General features: G+C 73.4%; 23 protein-coding genes and 4 tRNA genes. 18 read left to right on the top strand and 9 right to left on the bottom strand.

Going from position 1 to position 17,099, the window contains the following annotated elements; genetic code table 11:
* Window positions 1-21: 21 nt before the first annotated feature.
* Window positions 22-984: a hypothetical protein gene (locus tag ACFPM7_RS24605; protein ID WP_378250127.1), complete on the bottom strand. Its 963-nt coding sequence runs from the start codon at window positions 982-984 to the stop codon at window positions 22-24.
* Window positions 985-1,213: 229 nt separating this feature from the next.
* On the opposite strand from ACFPM7_RS24605, the gene ACFPM7_RS24600 reads away from it, so the two are divergent.
* The 3 genes from ACFPM7_RS24600 to ACFPM7_RS24590 all read left to right on the top strand — a co-directional run bounded on the left by ACFPM7_RS24600 (window position 1,214) and on the right by ACFPM7_RS24590 (window position 2,099).
* Window positions 1,214-1,414 (top strand): hypothetical protein, encoded by a 201-nt coding sequence (locus ACFPM7_RS24600; RefSeq protein ID WP_378250126.1) that lies wholly within the window; start codon window positions 1,214-1,216, stop codon window positions 1,412-1,414.
* A 116-nt stretch (window positions 1,415-1,530) separates the two neighbouring features.
* Window positions 1,531-1,737 carry a helix-turn-helix domain-containing protein gene (locus ACFPM7_RS24595; RefSeq protein WP_378250125.1) on the top strand — a complete coding sequence of 69 codons (207 nt, stop codon included), beginning with the start codon at window positions 1,531-1,533 and terminating at the stop codon, window positions 1,735-1,737.
* Window positions 1,738-1,934: 197 nt separating this feature from the next.
* Window positions 1,935-2,099: a hypothetical protein gene (locus ACFPM7_RS24590; RefSeq protein ID WP_378250124.1), complete on the top strand. Its 165-nt coding sequence runs from the start codon at window positions 1,935-1,937 to the stop codon at window positions 2,097-2,099.
* A gap of 51 nt (window positions 2,100-2,150) precedes the next feature.
* Here the strand turns inward: ACFPM7_RS24590 and ACFPM7_RS24585 are convergent, their stop codons facing one another.
* Entirely contained in the window at window positions 2,151-2,474 is a 324-nt protein-coding gene (locus ACFPM7_RS24585; protein WP_378250123.1) for a DMT family transporter, read from the bottom strand.
* 65 nt (window positions 2,475-2,539) lie between these two features.
* Window positions 2,540-3,361, bottom strand: coding sequence for a MerR family transcriptional regulator (locus tag ACFPM7_RS24580; protein ID WP_378250122.1), 822 nt, complete (start codon window positions 3,359-3,361; stop codon window positions 2,540-2,542).
* 60 nt (window positions 3,362-3,421) lie between these two features.
* On the opposite strand from ACFPM7_RS24580, the gene def reads away from it, so the two are divergent.
* Both def and ACFPM7_RS24570 read left to right on the top strand, forming a co-directional pair.
* The gene (def, locus tag ACFPM7_RS24575) at window positions 3,422-3,976 is read left to right on the top strand and encodes a peptide deformylase (protein ID WP_378250121.1); all 555 of its coding nucleotides are present in this window, start codon (window positions 3,422-3,424) and stop codon (window positions 3,974-3,976) included.
* Window positions 3,973-4,890 carry an o-succinylbenzoate synthase gene (locus ACFPM7_RS24570; RefSeq protein WP_378250120.1) on the top strand — a complete coding sequence of 306 codons (918 nt, stop codon included), beginning with the start codon at window positions 3,973-3,975 and terminating at the stop codon, window positions 4,888-4,890. The genes def and ACFPM7_RS24570 overlap by 4 nt, the downstream gene beginning before the upstream one ends.
* On the opposite strand, the gene ACFPM7_RS24565 is transcribed toward ACFPM7_RS24570, so the two are convergent.
* Entirely contained in the window at window positions 4,877-5,497 is a 621-nt protein-coding gene (locus ACFPM7_RS24565) for a TetR/AcrR family transcriptional regulator (protein WP_378250119.1), read from the bottom strand. The two genes, ACFPM7_RS24570 and ACFPM7_RS24565, sit on opposite strands and share 14 nt — an antisense overlap.
* A gap of 51 nt (window positions 5,498-5,548) precedes the next feature.
* Here ACFPM7_RS24565 and ACFPM7_RS24560 point away from each other — a divergent pair, with 51 nt between their 5' ends.
* Window positions 5,549-5,956 carry a RidA family protein gene (locus tag ACFPM7_RS24560; protein ID WP_378250118.1) on the top strand — a complete coding sequence of 136 codons (408 nt, stop codon included), beginning with the start codon at window positions 5,549-5,551 and terminating at the stop codon, window positions 5,954-5,956.
* Between the two features lie 196 nt (window positions 5,957-6,152).
* On the opposite strand, the gene ACFPM7_RS24555 is transcribed toward ACFPM7_RS24560, so the two are convergent.
* Window positions 6,153-6,620: a GNAT family N-acetyltransferase gene (locus ACFPM7_RS24555; RefSeq protein WP_378250117.1), complete on the bottom strand. Its 468-nt coding sequence runs from the start codon at window positions 6,618-6,620 to the stop codon at window positions 6,153-6,155.
* A 27-nt stretch (window positions 6,621-6,647) separates the two neighbouring features.
* A complete protein-coding gene (locus ACFPM7_RS24550; RefSeq protein WP_378250115.1) occupies window positions 6,648-7,598 on the bottom strand; it encodes an ArsR/SmtB family transcription factor in 951 nt (316 codons plus the stop codon).
* Window positions 7,599-7,662: 64 nt separating this feature from the next.
* On the opposite strand from ACFPM7_RS24550, the gene ACFPM7_RS24545 reads away from it, so the two are divergent.
* The 5 genes from ACFPM7_RS24545 to ACFPM7_RS24525 all read left to right on the top strand — a co-directional run bounded on the left by ACFPM7_RS24545 (window position 7,663) and on the right by ACFPM7_RS24525 (window position 11,934).
* Window positions 7,663-8,448 carry an aldo/keto reductase gene (locus ACFPM7_RS24545; RefSeq protein WP_378250114.1) on the top strand — a complete coding sequence of 262 codons (786 nt, stop codon included), beginning with the start codon at window positions 7,663-7,665 and terminating at the stop codon, window positions 8,446-8,448.
* A 445-nt stretch (window positions 8,449-8,893) separates the two neighbouring features.
* On the top strand, window positions 8,894-10,261 hold the full coding sequence (locus ACFPM7_RS24540; RefSeq protein WP_378250113.1) for a helix-turn-helix domain-containing protein: 1,368 nt from the start codon (window positions 8,894-8,896) through the stop codon (window positions 10,259-10,261).
* A 42-nt stretch (window positions 10,262-10,303) separates the two neighbouring features.
* Window positions 10,304-10,795, top strand: a complete 492-nt coding sequence (locus ACFPM7_RS24535; RefSeq protein ID WP_378250112.1) for a GNAT family N-acetyltransferase — start codon at window positions 10,304-10,306, stop codon at window positions 10,793-10,795.
* A 252-nt stretch (window positions 10,796-11,047) separates the two neighbouring features.
* Window positions 11,048-11,482 (top strand): acyl-CoA thioesterase, encoded by a 435-nt coding sequence (locus tag ACFPM7_RS24530; RefSeq protein ID WP_378250111.1) that lies wholly within the window; start codon window positions 11,048-11,050, stop codon window positions 11,480-11,482.
* Complete coding sequence (locus tag ACFPM7_RS24525; protein ID WP_378250110.1) at window positions 11,479-11,934, top strand: ester cyclase; 456 nt, start codon at window positions 11,479-11,481, stop codon at window positions 11,932-11,934. The genes ACFPM7_RS24530 and ACFPM7_RS24525 overlap by 4 nt, the downstream gene beginning before the upstream one ends.
* Window positions 11,935-12,049: 115 nt before the next feature.
* Here ACFPM7_RS24525 and ACFPM7_RS24520 read toward each other — a convergent pair whose 3' ends face one another.
* Window positions 12,050-12,259 carry a hypothetical protein gene (locus ACFPM7_RS24520; protein ID WP_378250109.1) on the bottom strand — a complete coding sequence of 70 codons (210 nt, stop codon included), beginning with the start codon at window positions 12,257-12,259 and terminating at the stop codon, window positions 12,050-12,052.
* Between the two features lie 303 nt (window positions 12,260-12,562).
* On the opposite strand from ACFPM7_RS24520, the gene ACFPM7_RS24515 reads away from it, so the two are divergent.
* Window positions 12,563-13,330, top strand: a complete 768-nt coding sequence (locus ACFPM7_RS24515; RefSeq protein WP_378250108.1) for a thioesterase II family protein — start codon at window positions 12,563-12,565, stop codon at window positions 13,328-13,330.
* 13 nt (window positions 13,331-13,343) lie between these two features.
* On the opposite strand, the gene ACFPM7_RS24510 is transcribed toward ACFPM7_RS24515, so the two are convergent.
* Window positions 13,344-13,727, bottom strand: coding sequence for a hypothetical protein (locus tag ACFPM7_RS24510; RefSeq protein ID WP_378250107.1), 384 nt, complete (start codon window positions 13,725-13,727; stop codon window positions 13,344-13,346).
* Window position 13,728: 1 nt separating this feature from the next.
* Window positions 13,729-14,103: a hypothetical protein gene (locus ACFPM7_RS24505; RefSeq protein ID WP_378250106.1), complete on the bottom strand. Its 375-nt coding sequence runs from the start codon at window positions 14,101-14,103 to the stop codon at window positions 13,729-13,731.
* Window positions 14,104-14,275: 172 nt separating this feature from the next.
* Between ACFPM7_RS24505 and ACFPM7_RS24500 the strand changes: the two genes are divergently transcribed.
* The 6 genes from ACFPM7_RS24500 to ACFPM7_RS24475 all read left to right on the top strand — a co-directional run bounded on the left by ACFPM7_RS24500 (window position 14,276) and on the right by ACFPM7_RS24475 (window position 17,099).
* The gene (locus tag ACFPM7_RS24500) at window positions 14,276-15,256 is read left to right on the top strand and encodes a polyprenyl synthetase family protein (protein ID WP_378250105.1); all 981 of its coding nucleotides are present in this window, start codon (window positions 14,276-14,278) and stop codon (window positions 15,254-15,256) included.
* Between the two features lie 125 nt (window positions 15,257-15,381).
* A complete protein-coding gene (locus ACFPM7_RS24495) occupies window positions 15,382-16,605 on the top strand; it encodes a hypothetical protein (protein ID WP_378250104.1) in 1,224 nt (407 codons plus the stop codon).
* Window positions 16,606-16,690: 85 nt separating this feature from the next.
* Window positions 16,691-16,774: transfer RNA gene (locus ACFPM7_RS24490), tRNA-OTHER, on the top strand.
* 25 nt (window positions 16,775-16,799) lie between these two features.
* Window positions 16,800-16,883: transfer RNA gene (locus ACFPM7_RS24485), tRNA-OTHER, on the top strand.
* A 23-nt stretch (window positions 16,884-16,906) separates the two neighbouring features.
* A tRNA-OTHER gene (locus tag ACFPM7_RS24480) sits at window positions 16,907-16,990 on the top strand.
* Between the two features lie 25 nt (window positions 16,991-17,015).
* Window positions 17,016-17,099, top strand: a tRNA-OTHER gene (locus tag ACFPM7_RS24475).

Below are 17,099 nucleotides of genomic sequence, written 5' to 3'. Positions count from 1 at the left end.
CGGCGACGCCGCCCGACCCGGTCAGCCGACGCCGTGCGGCTCCCAGCCGAGGCCGTAGGAGCGCTGGGGGGCGAGGTCGGTGAACACCGCGGTGGCCTGGCCCGCGGCGTCCGCGCCGATCTCGGGACGGCCGGGGACGTCCTCGGCGGCGTCGAGGGCGAACTCGTCCTCGATCAGCCAGATCCGGCCGGGAGCCCGCCCCTGACCGAAGCCGACGGTCAGCTCGAAGCGCTCGCACGGGGCCATCGGCGTGCAGACGTAGAACGGCGCTAGACCCTGAGGAAGCCTGATGCGGAACGAGAACTCGTGGCCTGCGCCCTGTTCCAGCGGGGCGGGCAGGCGCAGGCGCAGGCGGACCCGGCTCGCGGTGATGAGCTCGGGCGAGTGCAGCACGCCGCCGTACAGCAGGTCGACGCCCAAGTCGGCCAGCGAGGGCGGGCCGGTGGCCCCCGGCGGGCGCACCACCGACACCGAGTGGTCCACTTCGGACAGTCCGGTGCGGTGCGAGAGGACCCTCCTGGTCTCGATGACCTCGACCACCGGCAGGTGCAGCAGCACCAGCGAGCGCACCTCGGTGGTGTGCCAGTCCAGCTCGCCGCGGCGGGTCTGGCGCGGCACGCTGGCCGTGGCCGACTCGGCGATCTGGGCGATGACGTCGTCCACCCGGCGCTGCGCGGTGCGGGTGTCGCGATCGATCAGCCCCGCGATGCGCATGACCCGGGCGGTGTAGCGCTCATGGCCCGCACCGTCGAGACCGAACGCTATGCGACCGATGGCCCTAGGCGACTCGGGCAGCCGGTCGGTCAGCTCGGTGAGCGTGACGATGACCTTGTGCCTGCGCACACCGGGGGCGTCGGAGTCGGCGATCGAGCACACCTTGGCCAAGGCGGGGCCCAGACGGGTCGCCAGGTCCGGCGCGTGCACCCCCAGTCCGCGGCGCACCGCCTTGAGGTCGTCGATCAGCCCCGCGATCCCAGCGTCCATCGCCCACCTCTCGAACCGGTGCCGGGGATTGTATCGCCGTCGGCTCCGAGCGCGTTTCCGCATCACCCCAGCTCCTGCCCCGTTTCCCTGTTTCTCTCTATCGCGGCAACAGTAAACATCTGCCGCAAATTCGCTGGCGACGTCATTCTTGTGTTGTCGGAAATTCCACCGACAATCGCCACAAGAGGATCGTCGGCGAATCGAGTGAAATCAGTCAACGGGAGTCGCGGTGAAGATGCTGTTCTCATTTCCGACCGCGGTGCGCGTCGCGTTCTGGATGCTGCTGGTCGGCTTCACGGCCGGTCTGCTCGTCGGGTACCAGGCCACGGCCCGGGCCGACGAAGACGCACCCGGCGACCCTCGCTCGATCGGCGTGGTCCTCTGCTTCGACAGGAGCAGAACATGCACACCCACGTCATTCTCGTCCTGACCGGCCTGATCACCGTGCTGCTCGGCTGACATGGCCTCCACCACCGCTACCGGCTGCCGGGTCGATTCGACCCGGCGGCCGGAGCACACCACCTGATAAACACGAAGGGCCAGCTCATGGAATTCGGAATCGAACTGCGACGCCTGCGCCAGTCGAAGGGGATGTCGCTGGCCTCTCTCGGCCAGGCCGTGTATTTCACGAAGGGGTACCTGAGCAAGGTCGAGAACGGCAGGGCCCGGCCGAACCCTGCACTGGCGGCGCTGTGCGACCGCGCGCTCGGCTCCGGCGGCGCGCTCGTCGCACTGCTCGACAAGGCGAGCTGATCGGCCGGGCCGGAGGGCGCGTCCGCCGCGTCAGGGGGTGGCGACGGGCGCCCCGGACCATCGCGGGACGCCGGTCCGGGGCGCACCCACCCGATCGTGGGTGCATGCCTCTCGCGGCGATCCCGGTCGACATCGGCTTCGCCGACGTCCTCGCCGCCTGAGGCCAGATCGGCGGTGCGATCGCCACCCTGGCGGCGGTGATCGTCGCGTTCTGGGTCGCCCTGCGCGACTCCCGCCACCGCGACGCCGAGCGCCGCGACAGCGAGTCCGCCCACGCCCGCCTCGTCGCGGGCGCGCGCACCGCCAACCCCCGACGCTGCGGATCACCTACGCCGACTTCGGCGCCTTCCCGATCCCCGTGACCACCCCGCCGCTGGTGTCGAGGCTGCCCATCGCGGAGCAGGCGGGGCGCGTCAGTGGGCGCCGGAGAGGTTGAGCACGACGACGCCGGAGACCACGAGGACGACACCGGCGATCTTGGCCAAAGTCACCGGCTCGTTGAGGAACAGCGCGCCGATGATGACGATCAGGGTGGTGCCCAGGCCCGACCAGATCGCGTAGCCGACGCCGACCTGCAAACCGCGCTGGATGGCCATCGCCAGCGCGAGGAACGCCGCGGTGTAGCCCGCCAGGCAGCCGATGGTCGGCCACAGGCGGGAGAACCCCTCGGTCGACTTGAGCAGGCTGGTGGCGATCACCTCGAACACGATCGCCACGCCCAACAGCACGAACGCCACGGAAGCCACCTCCTGCACATCTGCAACAGCCCAGATGTACAGGAGGCTCGCCCCTCCAGCAGCGATCAGCCCCGGACGACCGGCACCTGGAGTTCGGTCACCCAGTCGTCCCGGTTCTCCGGGACCTCCAGGTTGACGTCGCGCGGGTAGCCGGTCGAGCGGTAGCCGTTGGCCTCGATCCAGCGGTCGAGGATCTGCGCGGTCGCCAGCACCGAGTCCATCGAGCCGCGGTGCACGATCGTGGCGGCCTGGTCGATGGCGGGCAGGTCGTGCACGCGCAGATCGCCCTCGCGGGGCGGGGCCGAGACCACGACCGCGGCGTGCACGGTGATCCGGCCGCCGCCCTCGGGGGCGTCGGCGTAGTGGGCGATGCCGGGCCCGGTCGGTGCGATCCCCGCCGCGCCCAGCCTGCGGAACAGCTCGTCGTAGAGCGGTGCGATGACCGGGCCGATGTCCTCGGGGTCGAAGCTGGCCGCGACCGCGGTCAGCTCGGCGACGCGGACGGCCGGGACGGAGGTGACGATGACGTCGTCTGCGGGCATGTGCCCCTCGCTCTCGATCGCTCGGAGCCGCGCCTCGACCTGGACCAGCCGCGCCTCCGCGGCCGCCATGCCCGCCGCCAGCTCGGCGCGCCGCAGCCGCAGCATGCCGCGCAACTGCTCCGCGCTGACCCGCTCGTCGATGATGTCGCGGACCTGCTGGAGGGTGAACCCCAGGTCCTTGAGCGCGATGACCCGGTTGAGGCGGGCGAGCTGGGCGGCGGTGTAGAAGCGGTAGCCGCTGGACGCGTCGACGTCGGCTGGGCGCAGCAGACCGGTGGCGTCGTAGTGGCGCAGCATGCGCACGGACACGCGGCCGAGCCGGGCGAAGTCTCCGATGGTGTACATGATGGCTCCGAGCAGACCGCCTGACACGGTGTCAGGGTCAAGGACACTATCTTTGGCCGCATGGCGCAGCACCTGCGGATCACCGTCGTCGGCGAGGAAGTCCTGCACCGCCCGTGCGCGCCGGTCACCGGGTTCGGCACGCCCGAGCTGGCCGCGCTCATCGAGGACATGGTCCTCACCATGGAGATCGCCGAGGGCGCCGGGCTGGCCGCCAACCAGGTCGGCGTCGACCTGCGCCTGTTCGTCTACGACTGCCGCGACGAGTCCGGGCAGCGCCACGTCGGGCACGTCTGCAACCCCGTGCTGGAGGAGCCGAGGGTCCGCAGGCTGATCGATGACAAGGAGGGCTGCCTGTCGGTCCCCGGCCCGTACCTGCGCCTCCCCCGGCCCGACCACGCCGTCGTGCACGGGCAGGACATGCACGGCAACCCGGTGACCGTCGAGGGCCGCGGCTACTTCGCCCGCTGCCTGCAGCACGAGACCGACCACGTCAACGGCCACATCTACCTCGACCGGCTCCCGGAGAAGGCCCGCCGCAAGGCCCTCAGGGAGATGGCCGAGAAGCGCGACGCCGTCTTCGCCCGCCGCGCCGCGAGGGCGGCCGAGCGCGCGTGAGGGTCTACGCGATCCCCCTGCGGACCCGCTTCCGCGGCATCACCGTCCGCGAGGGCGTGCTGATCGAGGGCCCGGCGGGCTGGGGCGAGTTCTGCCCGTTCCCGGAGTACGACGACCGCGAGTCCGCGGCCTGGTGGGCGACGGCGGTGGAGGCCGCCGAGGTCGGCTGGCCCTCACCGGTGCGCGCGTCGGTGCCGGTGAACTGCATCGTGCCCGCGGTGGGGCCGGAGCGCGCCTACGAGATCGCGGCGGCCTCGGGGTGCGCGACGGCGAAGGTGAAGGTGGCCGACCACCCCGACTCGGCGGCGGAGGACCTCGCGCGCGTGGAAGCCGTCCGCGCCGCCGTCCCGACCGTGCGGGTGGACGCGAACGCGGCGTGGGACGTCGACACCGCGGTCGCGCGCATCCGCGCGCTGGACCGCGCGGCACAGGGCCTGGAGTACGTCGAGCAGCCGTGCCGGACGGTGGCGGAACTGGCCGCGGTCCGCCGCCGCGTGAACGTCCGGATCGCCGCGGACGAATCGATCCGGCGCGCGGCGGACCCGCTGCGGGTGGCGGTCGCGGGAGCCGCGGACGTCGCGGTGCTCAAGTGCGCGCCGCTGGGCGGGGTGCGCCGGGCGCTGGAGGTCGCCGAGGCGTGCGGGCTGCCGTGCGTGGTGTCGTCGGCGCTGGAGACGTCGGTCGGTCTGGCGGCTGAGGTCGCGTTGGCGGCCGCGCTGCCGAGCCTGGACTTCGCCTGCGGTCTGGCCACCCTCGCCCTCCTGGACGGCGACGTCACCTCCACACCGCTGACCCCGGTGGACGGGCGCATCGCGGTTCCCGGTCGGTCGCCGCTTCCGGACGTCGAGCGGCAGGCGCCGCAGGCCCGTGCGGCGTGGTGGCGCGAACGGGTCGGCCGGGTCAGCGGTCGCTGAGCAGGTCCCGGTAGGCGCGGCGCACCGAGCGGGTGGCGCGGGTGGGGGTGTCGCCCGCGCTGGTGAAGAGGGCGGTGAGGAGGGGGACGGCGTGGGTGAGGGCGGTTCTGGGGAGGGGGCCGGTGGTGGTGAGGGAGGCCAGGCCGTGGCCGATGATCCAGGTGCGGGTGGCGAGGGCGGCGGGATCGGTGTCGGGGTGGAAGCGGGCTGCTGAGGTGGCGCGGGCGGCGGCGGTGGTGAGGCGGGCGAGGGTGGCGTCGGCGGCGGCGGGGTCGTCCAGGGGGGCGTGGGTGTCGAACATGGTGCGGTAGAGGTCGGGGTTGGCTTCGGCGGTGGTGAGGTAGGCGACGCCGAGGGCGGCCAGGTCGTGGACCGGGTCGCGGGTGGTGGGCAGGGCGTCCAGGGCGGCGGCCAGGCGGGTGAAGCCTTCCTGGCGGACGGCGCTCCAGAGGCCGTCGATGCCGCCGAAGTGGGTGTAGACCGCCATCGTGGACACGCCGGTGCCCGCCACCAGCGAGCGGAGGGTGACCGGGGAGCGCGCCCCGAGCAGGTGGGCGGCCCGGTTGACCAGCAGGGCGCGGACGAGCGGGTCTTTTTGTCGGACCACGGCGCTACATTACATCGCGATGTTATACACAACCGATCGAGGAGCGACGACATGACCGTGACCCTGCTGAACCCCGACGGCCTGCCCAAGCCCGACGCCTACCGCCAGCTGTCCATCGCCACCGGCTCCCGACTGGTGTTCCTGTCCGGCCAGGTGGCCCGCGACGCTGACGGCGCCCCTGTCGGCGCGGGTGATCTGGCGGCCCAGGTCGAGCAGGCCTACCGCAACGTGGCCACGGCGCTGACGGCCGCCGGCGGCTCCTTCGCCGACATCGCCAAGCTGACGGTCTACGTCGTGGACTGGACTCCGGACAAGATGCCGCAGCTGCTGGAAGGCGCGGGCCGCGCCGCCGCCGACCTGGGCATCGACCCGGTCCGGCCGATCACGCTGATCGGGGTGTCCGCACTGGGTGAGCCGGACATGCTGGTGGAGGTGGAGGCGACGGCGGTGCTGGATTAGGGGTGGCAGCGGCGGCTGGCGGCGGCAGCGGGCGACGGTTGGCAGCAGCGGCCAGCGGGCGACAGCGGTGAGCGATGGCAGCAACCGGCAGCGGTAGCGGGCGGCGGCCAGCAGCGGCTGCGGCTGCGGCTGCGGCTGGCGAGCGTGCGAACGTGCGGCGTGCGTGCGACGGCGGCGGGCGGGCGGGGAGGTGGTTCTAGGGCGTCCAGACCATCGTCAGTTGGTGGAGTTTGCCGCCCTGCCAGCGGATGCCGGGGATGGCCGGGGTGTCGCCGTGCGGGGTGAAGCCGCACTTGCCGAGGAACCGCACCGCCCGCGGGTTCTCCACGACGGTCTGTAGGTGGCAGCCGGTGCCGGTGGTGCGCAGGTGGTCCTGCCAGCGGGTGACCAGTTCCGCGCCCGTGCCCCGCGCCTCGGGGGCGAGGTTGATGTGCAGGTGGGCGGGCCGGCGCGGGTCGTGGAATCCGTCTGCGGTGGGGTGGCGGCGCAGCTTGGCCGTGGTCGTGTCGAGGGCTGCCCTGGTGAAGAACGCGCGGGGGCCGCGCTTGCCGAACAGCTTGTACTGCTTCCAGAGTGACTCCGTGGGGGAATCCGCGCCCGCTCGGGCTGCGAGGGCGCGCAGGGCGGCGCGGTCGGGCTCGTGGGCTCGGCGGATGGTCCCCATGGCATGAACCTAGCGAAAGCGCCACGGTCAGGGGGACGCCGCGAGCAGCGCCTCGGCGGCCTGGGTCCGCGCGTAGAGCACGCTGCGGCCGACGCGGTGGCCGGTGACGAGGCCGGCGTCGCGCATCGCCGTCAGGTGCTGGGACACCGCGCCCGCCGTGAGCCCGGTCAGCGTGCCGAGGTCCTTGGTGGACGACGGAACGTCCAGTTCGGACAGGATGCGTGCCCTCGACGCGCCGATGACCCTGGCCAGCGCGCCCCGGTCCGGGCGGTCCCGGCGCTCCCAGAGGGTGGCGGCGCCGCGCGGCGGGTAGCGCAGGGTCGGCTGCCACGGGTCGGCGACCAGGCTGAACACGCGCGGCCACACGAACACCGACGGGACCAGCAGCAGGCCGCGGCCACGCAACCCCGGCGCGTCCGGGCTTTCGCGGTGGGCGATGGCGAGTTCATCGCCGGACCAGCTGACGGCCGGATCGATGTCGTTGAGCAGCCGCTGCGCGCCGCCCTCGGCCAGCAGCCGGGCCCGCCGCAGGACGTCGCCCTCCAGCAGGGCGCGGATGCGGGGCCAGTAGGGGGCGATGGCGGCGTCGAAGTAGGCCTCGATCTGCGCGCAGAGCCGGCCCAGGCCCGCTTCGGGGTCGGCGCGGAAGGCCCGCAGCGCCGGATCGGCGGGCAGGCCCGCGCGCACCCGCCGCGCCGGGGTGGCGCGCAGCGCGGCCAGTTCGACGGCCAGGTCGGGGACGGGCGTCGCAGGCGGCGGGGCGAGGAACGCCGGGATGCGCCGGTCCGGGACGAGCGCGGCCAGCAGTCCCCAGTCGACGGCGGCGAGGCGGGGTCCGGCGAGCGCCGCCCACGACCGGTGCACGGTGTGGACGTCGGGCCTGCGCAGGGCGCGGACGCTGGCGACGACCTCCCACAGCGGCGAGACCGCGAACCGCGTCCTGGCCACGTCGCGCGCGGTGAAGGACAGCCGGAGCACACCGGTGAGTTTAGCTGTGGCTTAATCTTTGGCGGTCGCCTCGCGGCTCGGCGATGGTGGGCCCATGACATCGAGGATGGGCCTGGGAGCCCTGCGCCTGACCGACCGCGGCTGGGGTCCGCCGGTGGACCGCGCCGCCGCGGTCGAGGTGCTGCGCACCGCCGTCGACCTGGGCGTCGGCATGATCGACACCGCCGACTCCTACGGCCTGGGCGCCAACGAGGAGCTGATCGCCGAGGCGCTGCGCCCGTATCCGGAGGGGGTGGTGATCGCGACCAAGGCGGGCCAGAGCAGGCCGGGCGTCGGCGAGTGGGTGCCGCTGGGCAGGCCGGAGTACCTGCGCCAGCAGGCCGAGCTGAGCCTGCGGCGGCTGCGCGTGGAGCGCGTCGACCTGTTCTACCTGCACCGCGTGGACCCGGCCGTCCCCCTCGCCGACCAGGTCGGGGCGCTGGCGGCGCTGCGCGACGAGGGGAAGATCGACCGCATCGGCCTGTCCGAAGTAGACGTCGACACCCTGGAGGCCGCGCGGGCCGTGACGGAGATCAGCGCCGTGCAGAACAAGTACAGCGCCGACGACCGCACCTGGGACGCCGTCCTGGACCACTGCACCGCCGAGGACATCGACTTCGTCCCCTGGCGCCCGATCCCGGTGGCCGACGACGCGGTGGCGACGGTGGCCGCCGAACTCGGCGTCGCGCCGGCCCCGGTCGCCCTGGCCTGGCTGCTGGCGCGCTCCCCGGTCGTGCGCCCGATCCCGGGGACCGCGTCGCCGGAGCACCTGCGGCAGAACATGACCGCCGAGTCGGTGCGGCTCTCGGCCGAGCAGATCGCCCTGATCGATCGGCGCTAGACCGCCCGGCTCGCGGTCCCGCCGGGCGGCGGTGGCCATCCGACGCGATGGCGCGCCGGGTGGAAACGCCCCCACAGCCGGGTGGCCGATCGGACGTCCATCCCCGATCACACCATGCCGGAGGCGATCCGTGCGATGTCCGAAAAATTCGGTTGCACCCGCAACGCCCCTGGTCGTTGGCATTCCCTGCGCGGCTGATCCGTGTCAGTGTCGGTCGCCGTGAGCGACTTGGCGACCACCCCCCGTCCGCGGCGGCGGACGGGGTGATCGGGTGCCCTGCTCGGCCGTGCGGGTGTCCTCCGTTCGGCGCACGACGAAATGGAAACGGGTGGTTGCGGCGATACCGGGGGTGAGGAGCCACTCGGCCCCGCGCGCAGCACACCGGGACCGGCCCCGCCGAGGCCGGTTCCACCAGGCGGTACCACGCGAGGAAGGACCACCGCAGATGAGCCTCGACCCGAACCCCCTCCGGCCCGCAGCGGGCCATCTCGACCCGGTCTTCGCGGCCGACGCGGTCGTGACCCGCCCGCTGCCCGACGAGCAGGCGGCGTCGACGTTCGGGGCTGCCCTGCGCGAGCACCGCGTGAGCCGCGGCATGACCCAGGAGGACCTGGCCGCCGCCTCCGGCCTGAGCGTGCGGGCCATCCGCAACCTGGAGATCGGGCGGACCCGCCAGCCGCACCCGCAGTCCGCGCGGCTGCTGGCCACCGCGCTGGGCCTCGGTGAGCGCGCGGGCGCGGAGCTGCTGCACGCCGCCCGGCGCGGCGGCGGCAGGCAGAAGGCGTCCGCCCCCGCCCCCAGATCGAGCCAGGACGCCCCCAGAGGCCGCTGTGAGCTGCCTGCCGACGTCGCCGACCTCGTGGGCCGCGACGCCGTCGTCGACCAGCTGGTGGCCGCGCTGGCCGCCACCACCCCCGCCTCCGTCGCCCGGCTCGCCGTGGTGACCGGCGGCCCCGGCTCGGGCCGCACCGCTGTCGTCGTGCGGGTCGCGCACCGGCTGCGCGGGCGCTACCCGGACGGGCAGCTGCACGTCGACCTGCGCGGGGTGCCCGCCGGTCCGCAGCGCACCTCCGCGCTGTTGGGCAGGCTGCTGCGCTCGCTGGGCCAGACGGCGCTGCCGGAGTCCCCGAGCGAGCGGGCCGCGCTGCTGCGCGCGGAGCTGGCCGTGCGGCGGGTGCTGATCGTGCTGGACGACGTCGACGGCGAGGCCGACGTGCGACCGCTGCTCACCGGGTCGTCCACCAGCGCGGTGCTGGTGGCCGCGCGCAGGCCGCTGGTGACCGTGCGGGCCGCGGTGACCGTGCGCCTCGGCCCGCTGTCCGAGCGCGCGGCGGTGCACCTGCTGGCGTCGGTGGTGGGCGACGGCCGGGTGGCCGCCGAGCCCGCCGCGGCCGTCGCGGTGGCGCGCGCGTGCTGGCGGCTGCCGCTGGCGCTGCGCATCGCGGGCTCCTGGCTGGTCGCACGCCCCTACCGCCGCGTCAGCGACCTGGCCGTCCTGCTGCGCGACGAGCACAACCGCCTCGACCACCTCTCCGTCGGCGACCTGTCCCTGCGGGCCAGCGTCCTGGCGCACCTGTCCGGCCTGGACGCCACCGAGCGCGCCGCCCTGCGCTCGGTGGCCCGCCTCGGCGACGTCCACTTCGGCCTCTGCGACCTCGTCGGCGTGCCCGCGGCGGGCGACGGCGTGGAGCGGCTGCTGATGGCGAACCTGCTCACCCCCAGCCCGCACGGCCGCTACCGCGTGGAGACCTACATCCGCGCCTGCGTCGGCGACCGCGACACCCCGCTGGTGTCGGTCCCCGCCGCCCGCTGAAACCCGGGTGACCCGAGGCGCCGCAGCGGGTTCAATCCGGGCGTGCACACCACCCCGAGCGCCCCGCGGTGGACGGTGGCGGCGGTCGACGTCACCGATCCGACCGCCGTGGCCATCCGCCGCGAGTACCTGGCCGACGTGATCGCCTCGTACTGGGGCAGGCCCGCCACGGCCGCCGAGGTCGACGCCGAGGACACCGGCGACGCCGCGCTCGCCCCGCCCACCGGCGCGTTCCTCGTCGGCTCGGCGGACGGCACGGACGCCGGGTGCGCCGGTGTCGTCCTGGTGGAGCCGGGGGTGGCCGAGCTGAAGCGCCTGTACGTGCGGCCACCGCTGCGCGGGACCGGCGGTGGGGCGGCCCTGCTCGCGGCCGCCGAGGCGGGCGCGCTCGCCCTGGGCGCGCGGCGCATCCGGCTCGACACGCGGCTGGACCTGGCGGCGGCGCGCGCGCTCTACGCCCGCCGCGGCTACCGCGACATCGCGCCGTTCACCGACGACCCCTTCGCCCAGGTGTTCCTCGGAAAGACGTTCTGATCAATATATCCGCATCAATCACCTTTCTCACTGAATTGGATTAATGATCCGCGACTGGCCGGGGCCGGGCGCACGTCCGCGGCGGTGACCGTTTACTGTTCTTCACGTGCGCCGGTCCCCGCGGTTGTGGTCCATTCCGACAACCAGGAGCACTCCTCGATGCCTTCAGCAGACGCTGCAATGAGCGCACGCGTTGTTGATTCCAGTCCGCCAGCCAAGACAATGAATTCCTCCAGCTGCGAGCTCTCCCGCGTGGTGTGGCACGCCGACCGCAACATGTTCGGCACCGGCCGGGGGACCCTCGTGCTCGAACTCGTCGACGACGTCGCCTGGGCGACGGCGTCGCGCCACGCGGACGGGCACGCGGTCACCGCCACCGTCGAGCACATGGTGTTCCGCAACCCGACGTGGGCCGGCGACGTCGTCACCGCGTTCGCGCAGGTGGAAGGCACCGGCAGGACGTCGATGGACATCGGCGTCTACGTCAGCGCCAAGCGCGGGGCCGACGAGGTCGTGCCCGTCGCGGAGGCGCACCTGGTGTTCGTCGCCGTCGACACCGACGGCGCCCCGCGCGCGGTCGCGGGCGTCTACCCGGAGACCGAGGCCCAGTACGCCGCGGTCCGCAACGCCGAGATCCGCCGCGAGCACCGCCGGTCGCTGTCGGGCGCGCTGGCCGAGCAGTCGTGAGGAGTCTGCATTCCCGGCCGCTGGCGCTCGTGCGCCCGCGCGTCGACCACGCGAATGTGGAGATCACGGTCGCATTCATCACCGAAGCGGTGAACGAGGGCGACTTCGCGGTGCTCGACGATTTCGCGCACCCAAGCCTGCGCGATTTGTCCGAGCCCCGCATATTCGCCGACGGGCCCGCGGGCCTGGCCGCCAAGGTGGCGGCGACGCGCGCCAGGATGCCGGACCTCTACGCCAGGGTCCGCGACGTCCGGCCGGGCGACTCCGACTCGGTGCAGGTGGCGCTGGAGTTCTCCGGCACTTACACCGATGACCCGATCGCGCAGACCGGGCGCGACGGCCGGGAGGTGCGCTGGCACCAGCGGCACCTGTGGTTCTTCCGGGACGGACTGGCGATCGCCCACCTCGGCCGGGTGGACCGGGCCGCGGTCGCCGCGGCGCTGGGCGACTGATCCCGGCCGGGCCGCGGGGGCGGCCCGGCCACCGGGTCGGCGACGGCGGCGGATCAACGCTTCTTCCGGTGCACAGGTCAAGTCGGTTCAAGTCGGTGACTTTCGGACCGCAGGGTCAGCGGTCGGCCCAGAGCCGTCGTGGCGGGTGCGGCCAGGCGAGGCCCGCGGGCTCGGCGGCGGGCTGGGCGCCGGCGCTGATGTCCGGCGCGTCGGTGTCCGGCGTCTCGGCGAGGATCGTGCGCAGCGTGGTGGCGGCGACGCGCAGGCGCCACACCACCAGCCCGGCGAGGGCGGCGCCGCAGGTGATCCAGAGCGCGAGGAACATGGGCAACCCCGTTCGATGCCGAGCGGCACGGGGGCGACCGAACGGGGTTCGGCCCACCGGGGTGTCGCTCGGAGTTCCTTCGATGGTCATCTTCCGCAGGGTCCATCGTTCGGGCACGCTCCCGGTTACAGCTCGTGGGGATGTTGAAGCGTCTACCACCCAGTACCACCCGTTCGGCCCAGTGTTTTGTGGTGATCTTGTCACGCTCCGCTTTGATGGCGGAACGCCACGGAACATCGGGGGAACCTGGAACGATGGACCCGAAGGCGTCTGCTCCCCAGCTCCCCCCGAGGTGATCACCCCATGTCCGCTCCCGCCGACACGACCGACCTGTGGATTCGCCGGTTCCACCGGTCGCCATCGGCCAAGGCGCGCCTGATGGTCCTGCCGCACGCGGGCGGCGCGGCGAGCTACTACTTCCCGATGTCGCGCGACCTCGCCCCCGACGTCGAGGTGCTGTCCGTGCAGTACCCCGGCCGCCAGGACCGCCGCGCCGAGCCGTTCGTGGAGACCGTCGCCGACTTCGCCGACGCCATCGCCGACCTCATCACCGACACCGCCGACCCCGGCGACCCGCCGCTGGCGATCTTCGGCCACAGCATGGGCGCCTCCGTCGGCTTCGAGGTCGCGGTCCGGCTGCGCGCGGCGGGCATCCGCCCGGCGTGCCTGATCGCCTCCGGCAGGCGCGCGCCGTCGGCCTTCCGCGACGAGCGCAACCACGAGCGCGACGACGCCGGTCTGCTGGAGGAGATCCGCGCCCTCGACGGCACCCAGGGCGGCCTGCTGACCGACCCGGACATCATCGCCATGGTGCTGCCCGCCATCCGCGCGGACTACCGCGCCGCCGAGCTGTACCGCGTCACCCCCGGCACCGCCCCGCTCGACATCCCGGTCCACGTGCTCATCGGCGCCAGCGACCCCAAGGTCACCCGCGCCGAGGCCGACCTGTGGGCCGACCACACCACCGCGGCCTGCACCGTCGAGGAGTTCCCGGGCGGTCACTTCTACCTGGCCGAGCAGCAGACCGCCGTCGCCAAGCGCGTCGCCGAGCTGGTCACCCGCTCGCTGTAGCGGCGGTGGCTGGTCAGCCGCGCTCGCGCGAGGCGGCCAGCCACCACAGGCCCAGCACCGGCAGCACGGCGGGCACGTACCCGTAGCCCTGCCCGAACGCCGACCACACCGTGGCGTCGGGGAACGCCGCGGGCGCGGTCAGGCTCACCGCGCCGACGACGAGCACCCCGGCCAGTTCCACCGCGCACGCGGCGAAGGCGAGCTTGCGCGCGCCCTTGACCAGCGCCACCGTCGCCACGACGTACACCGCCGCGGCCAGCGCGGAGAGCAGGTAGGCCAGCGGGGCGCGGTCGAAGCGCGTCGCCAGCTGCACACCCGAGCGGGCGCACGCGGCGAGCGCGAAGACGGCGTACACCGCCACCAGCAGCCTGCCGGGCCCGCTGCGCAGATCGGCCACCTCACACCCCCCAGAGTTCGTTGAGCCGCACCACGACGACCGGGATCAGCAGCGCCCCGACGACCACCACCGCCATGCCCCAGCGGCTGCGCTCCATCATCGACCAGAACACCGCGAGCGGGAGCAGCAGCAGCCCGCCGAGCAGGTAGCCGCCGAAGGACAGCCCGTCCACCTCGTGCTCGGCCGAGGCCAGCTTCACGAACCCGACCACCGCCTGCACCAGCAGCGCCAGCTCGATCAGGGCCAGGAACAGCACCAGCAGGCCGCTGTCGCGCCGGTCCAGCAGCAGCGGCCGGTTGAGGACCACCAGCACCAGCGCCCACAACGCGGCGGCCACCGCCGACCAGGTCAGTGCGGCGGACAACGCGGCGATCATGTCGGTACCCCCGGGCTTGCTCGTGCGGCCGGGACAGCCTCGCACGGGGGCCGCGCGCGGGACGGGGCGGGCCACCACCGTTTCGAGTGGTTGAGCCGCGCTCAGCGCCCGCCCCTGGCCAGGCGGTGTTAGCGTCCGACCGATCATCCACTGTTTCTCGGGGGAACCTCCTGTGTCGGTGCTCGACCTCGTCTGCGGCCACCGCGGGGCGCCCGAGGTCGTCGGGTGGGCGCGGGCGCTGATCGAGCCGGGCACGCGGGCCGCCGTCGACACCCTGCCGACGGGGATTCGCCGGGTCGTCGGGTACCACCTGGGGTGGTGGGACGAGGCGGGCAACGCCGAGGACGCCGCCTGCGGCAAGGGCGTGCGGCCCGCGCTGGTGCTCGCCGCGGCGGGCGGGTCGGTGACGGCGGTGCCGTCGGCGCTGGCCGTCGAGCTGGCGCACAACCACTTCCGCGTGCTGGACGACCTTTTCGACGGCGACCGGGCGCGGCGGGGCAGGCCCGCGGCGTGGGCGGTGTTCGGCCGGTCGGCGGCGACGCTGGCGGCGAACGCGATGCTGGCCCTGGCCTACGACGCGGTCGCGGGCGACGCGGCGGCCTCGCGGCTGCTCTCCGGGGCGGTCGTGGCCGGGCAGGAGGGCCAGGCCGCGGACCTGGCCTTCGAGCGCCGCGCCGACGTCACCTTCGCCGAGGGCGTCGCGGCGGCGGAGCACAAGACGGGAGCCCTCATCGCCGCGTCGGTCGCGATGGGCGCACCGGGCCTGCGGCGCTTCGGCGAACGCGTCGGCCTCGCCTACCAGCTCGTCGACGACGTGCTCGGCATCTGGGGCGACCCGCACGCCACCGGCAAACCGGTCTACGCCGACCTCGACCGCGGCAAGAAGACCCTGCCGGTCCTGGCCGCCCTCGCCTCCGGCACCCCCGCCGCGCGCGAACTGGCCACCGCCTACCACGGCCGCGTGCTGACAGCGGCCGACGTCGTCCACGTGGCCGACCTGGTCGAGCGGGCGGGCGGGCGCGCCCACTGCCTGCGCCAAGCCGACGAACTGCTCGGCGCCGCCCTCGCCGACCTCCGCGCGGCCGACCTCCCCGCCGCCGCCACCGCCGAACTCTCGGCCCTGGCCCACTACGCCGTGCACCGCGACCGCTGAACCGCCGGACTCGATGACCGGCTCGTCCCCCGGCCCGGCAAAGCCGCCCGCCTGGCTGCCCCCGAGGGCATCCCCCGCCGCCCTGCCGCCCGGACACGATGGCCGGGGACGGAAGGGGTGCGGCGATGGCATCGGTGACAGTGCGCCAGGTCGGCGCGGGGCGGGCGGACGGGACGTCCGGGGCGGTGGACGAGTCCACGCAGTTGCAGGTGTTCGCGCAGGTCAGCAATGACGACGGGATCGACATCACGCTGGGGGTGAACTTCACCGTCGCCGACCGCAGCGAGGTGGTCGGGCTGAGCGTGGGGGCGGGGGCCACCGAGTGGGCGCAGTACGTCGTCGGGACGCTGCCCGCGGGGACGCACCCGCTGGACGTGCTCGTCTACGCCGAGGTCGACGGGTCGTCGCAGGTGCTCGGGCAGGAGCGCGGCGAAGTCGTCGTGGAGGGCGGCTCCTCCCACGAGGACCCGCTGCCGGAGCTGCGGATCACCGTCTTCGAGTTCGAGCCGGGCCGCGTCGAGGGCATGTCGGCCGGGCCGGGCGAGGCCTACGACACCGGCGGCGGCACGCTCACCGTCCAGGTCCGCAACGTCGGCACGTCCCGCTCGGGGCCCGCCGTGGCCACCCTGGTCGTCGGCGGTGAGCACACCAGCCACGACCTCGACCTGGAGGCCGACGAGGAGGTCCAGTTCACGCTGACCGCCGAGGAACTGGCCCAGGGCGGCGCCGAGGTGTACGCCTACGTCACCGCCGAGGCCAACAGCGCGACGCAGACCCTGGCCCACGAGACGACGACGGTCGAGGTCATCGCGGGCCCGCGCCGCGAGCGCGCCGAGCTGGGCACGGTCACCATCGACTTCAGCCTCGCCATGCACACCACCGACGAGCGCGGCGAGAGCTACCTGCTGTCGTCCTATGTGGCCAGAGTGACCTTCGTCGGCGACGACGGCTCCGACGTCGTCCCGTCCGAGACCGACCGCTGCGAGATGGAACACGGCCCGTTCACCTGCAACGACGTCGTGGTGCCCACGTCCGGGCGGGTCATCGTCACCGCGACCAACGAGTACGGCGACTCGCTGCACGGCGACTGCCATTACAGCTTGGGAGACAAGAAGGTCCTGGCGATCGACGCGGCGCAGTCGGTGCAGGAGATCCAGATGTCGGCCAGCAGCACCCAGGAGCTGACCGAGCAGGTCGAGACCGACGTGCGCGCCAAGGTGTCCTACGCCTTCGTGGAGGCCGAGGGCGGCCGGACCTGGACGCGCGGCGACACCGAGTCGTGGGGCGAGGAGCGCAGCGGGACGGTGCTGTACCCGCTGGACACGCTGCGGATGGAGGTCGTGGAGTAGGTCAGAGCGGGATCAGCGGACTGTCAGGCTTCGCTGCCATAGTTGTTCTCAGCAAAGGGAAACACCGCAAGGCGAAGCAAGACAGGGAGAGGTGCCCGGAGCGGCTCAACGGGTTCCTGTTCACAGGAAGGGCCACTGGCCCGCGCAGGTTCGAATCCTGCCCTCTCCGCGCAAGACCCACAACCACACACCGAGGAGAGGTGCCCGGAGCGGCTCAACGGGTTCCTGCTCGCAGGAAGGGCCACTGGCCCGCGCAGGTTCGAATCCTGCCCTCTCCGCGCACCACACAACCGCATACCGAGGAGAGGTGCCCAGAGCGGCTTATTGGGTTCCTGTTCACAGGAAGGGCTTCTCGCCCGCGCAGGTTCGAATCCTGCCCTCTCCGCGCAAGACCCACAACCACACACCGAGGAGAGGTGCCCGGAGCGGCTCAACGGGTTCCTGTTCACAGGAAGGGCCACTGGCCCGCGCAGGTTCGAATCCTGCCCTCTCCG

It is taken from the genome of Actinokineospora guangxiensis, from assembly GCF_042657845.1.
GTDB classification, from domain to species: Bacteria; Actinomycetota; Actinomycetes; order Mycobacteriales; family Pseudonocardiaceae; genus Actinokineospora; species Actinokineospora guangxiensis.
The sequence above is the reverse complement of the archived record's forward strand: the minus strand, read 5'-3'. Positions and strand labels throughout refer to the sequence as shown.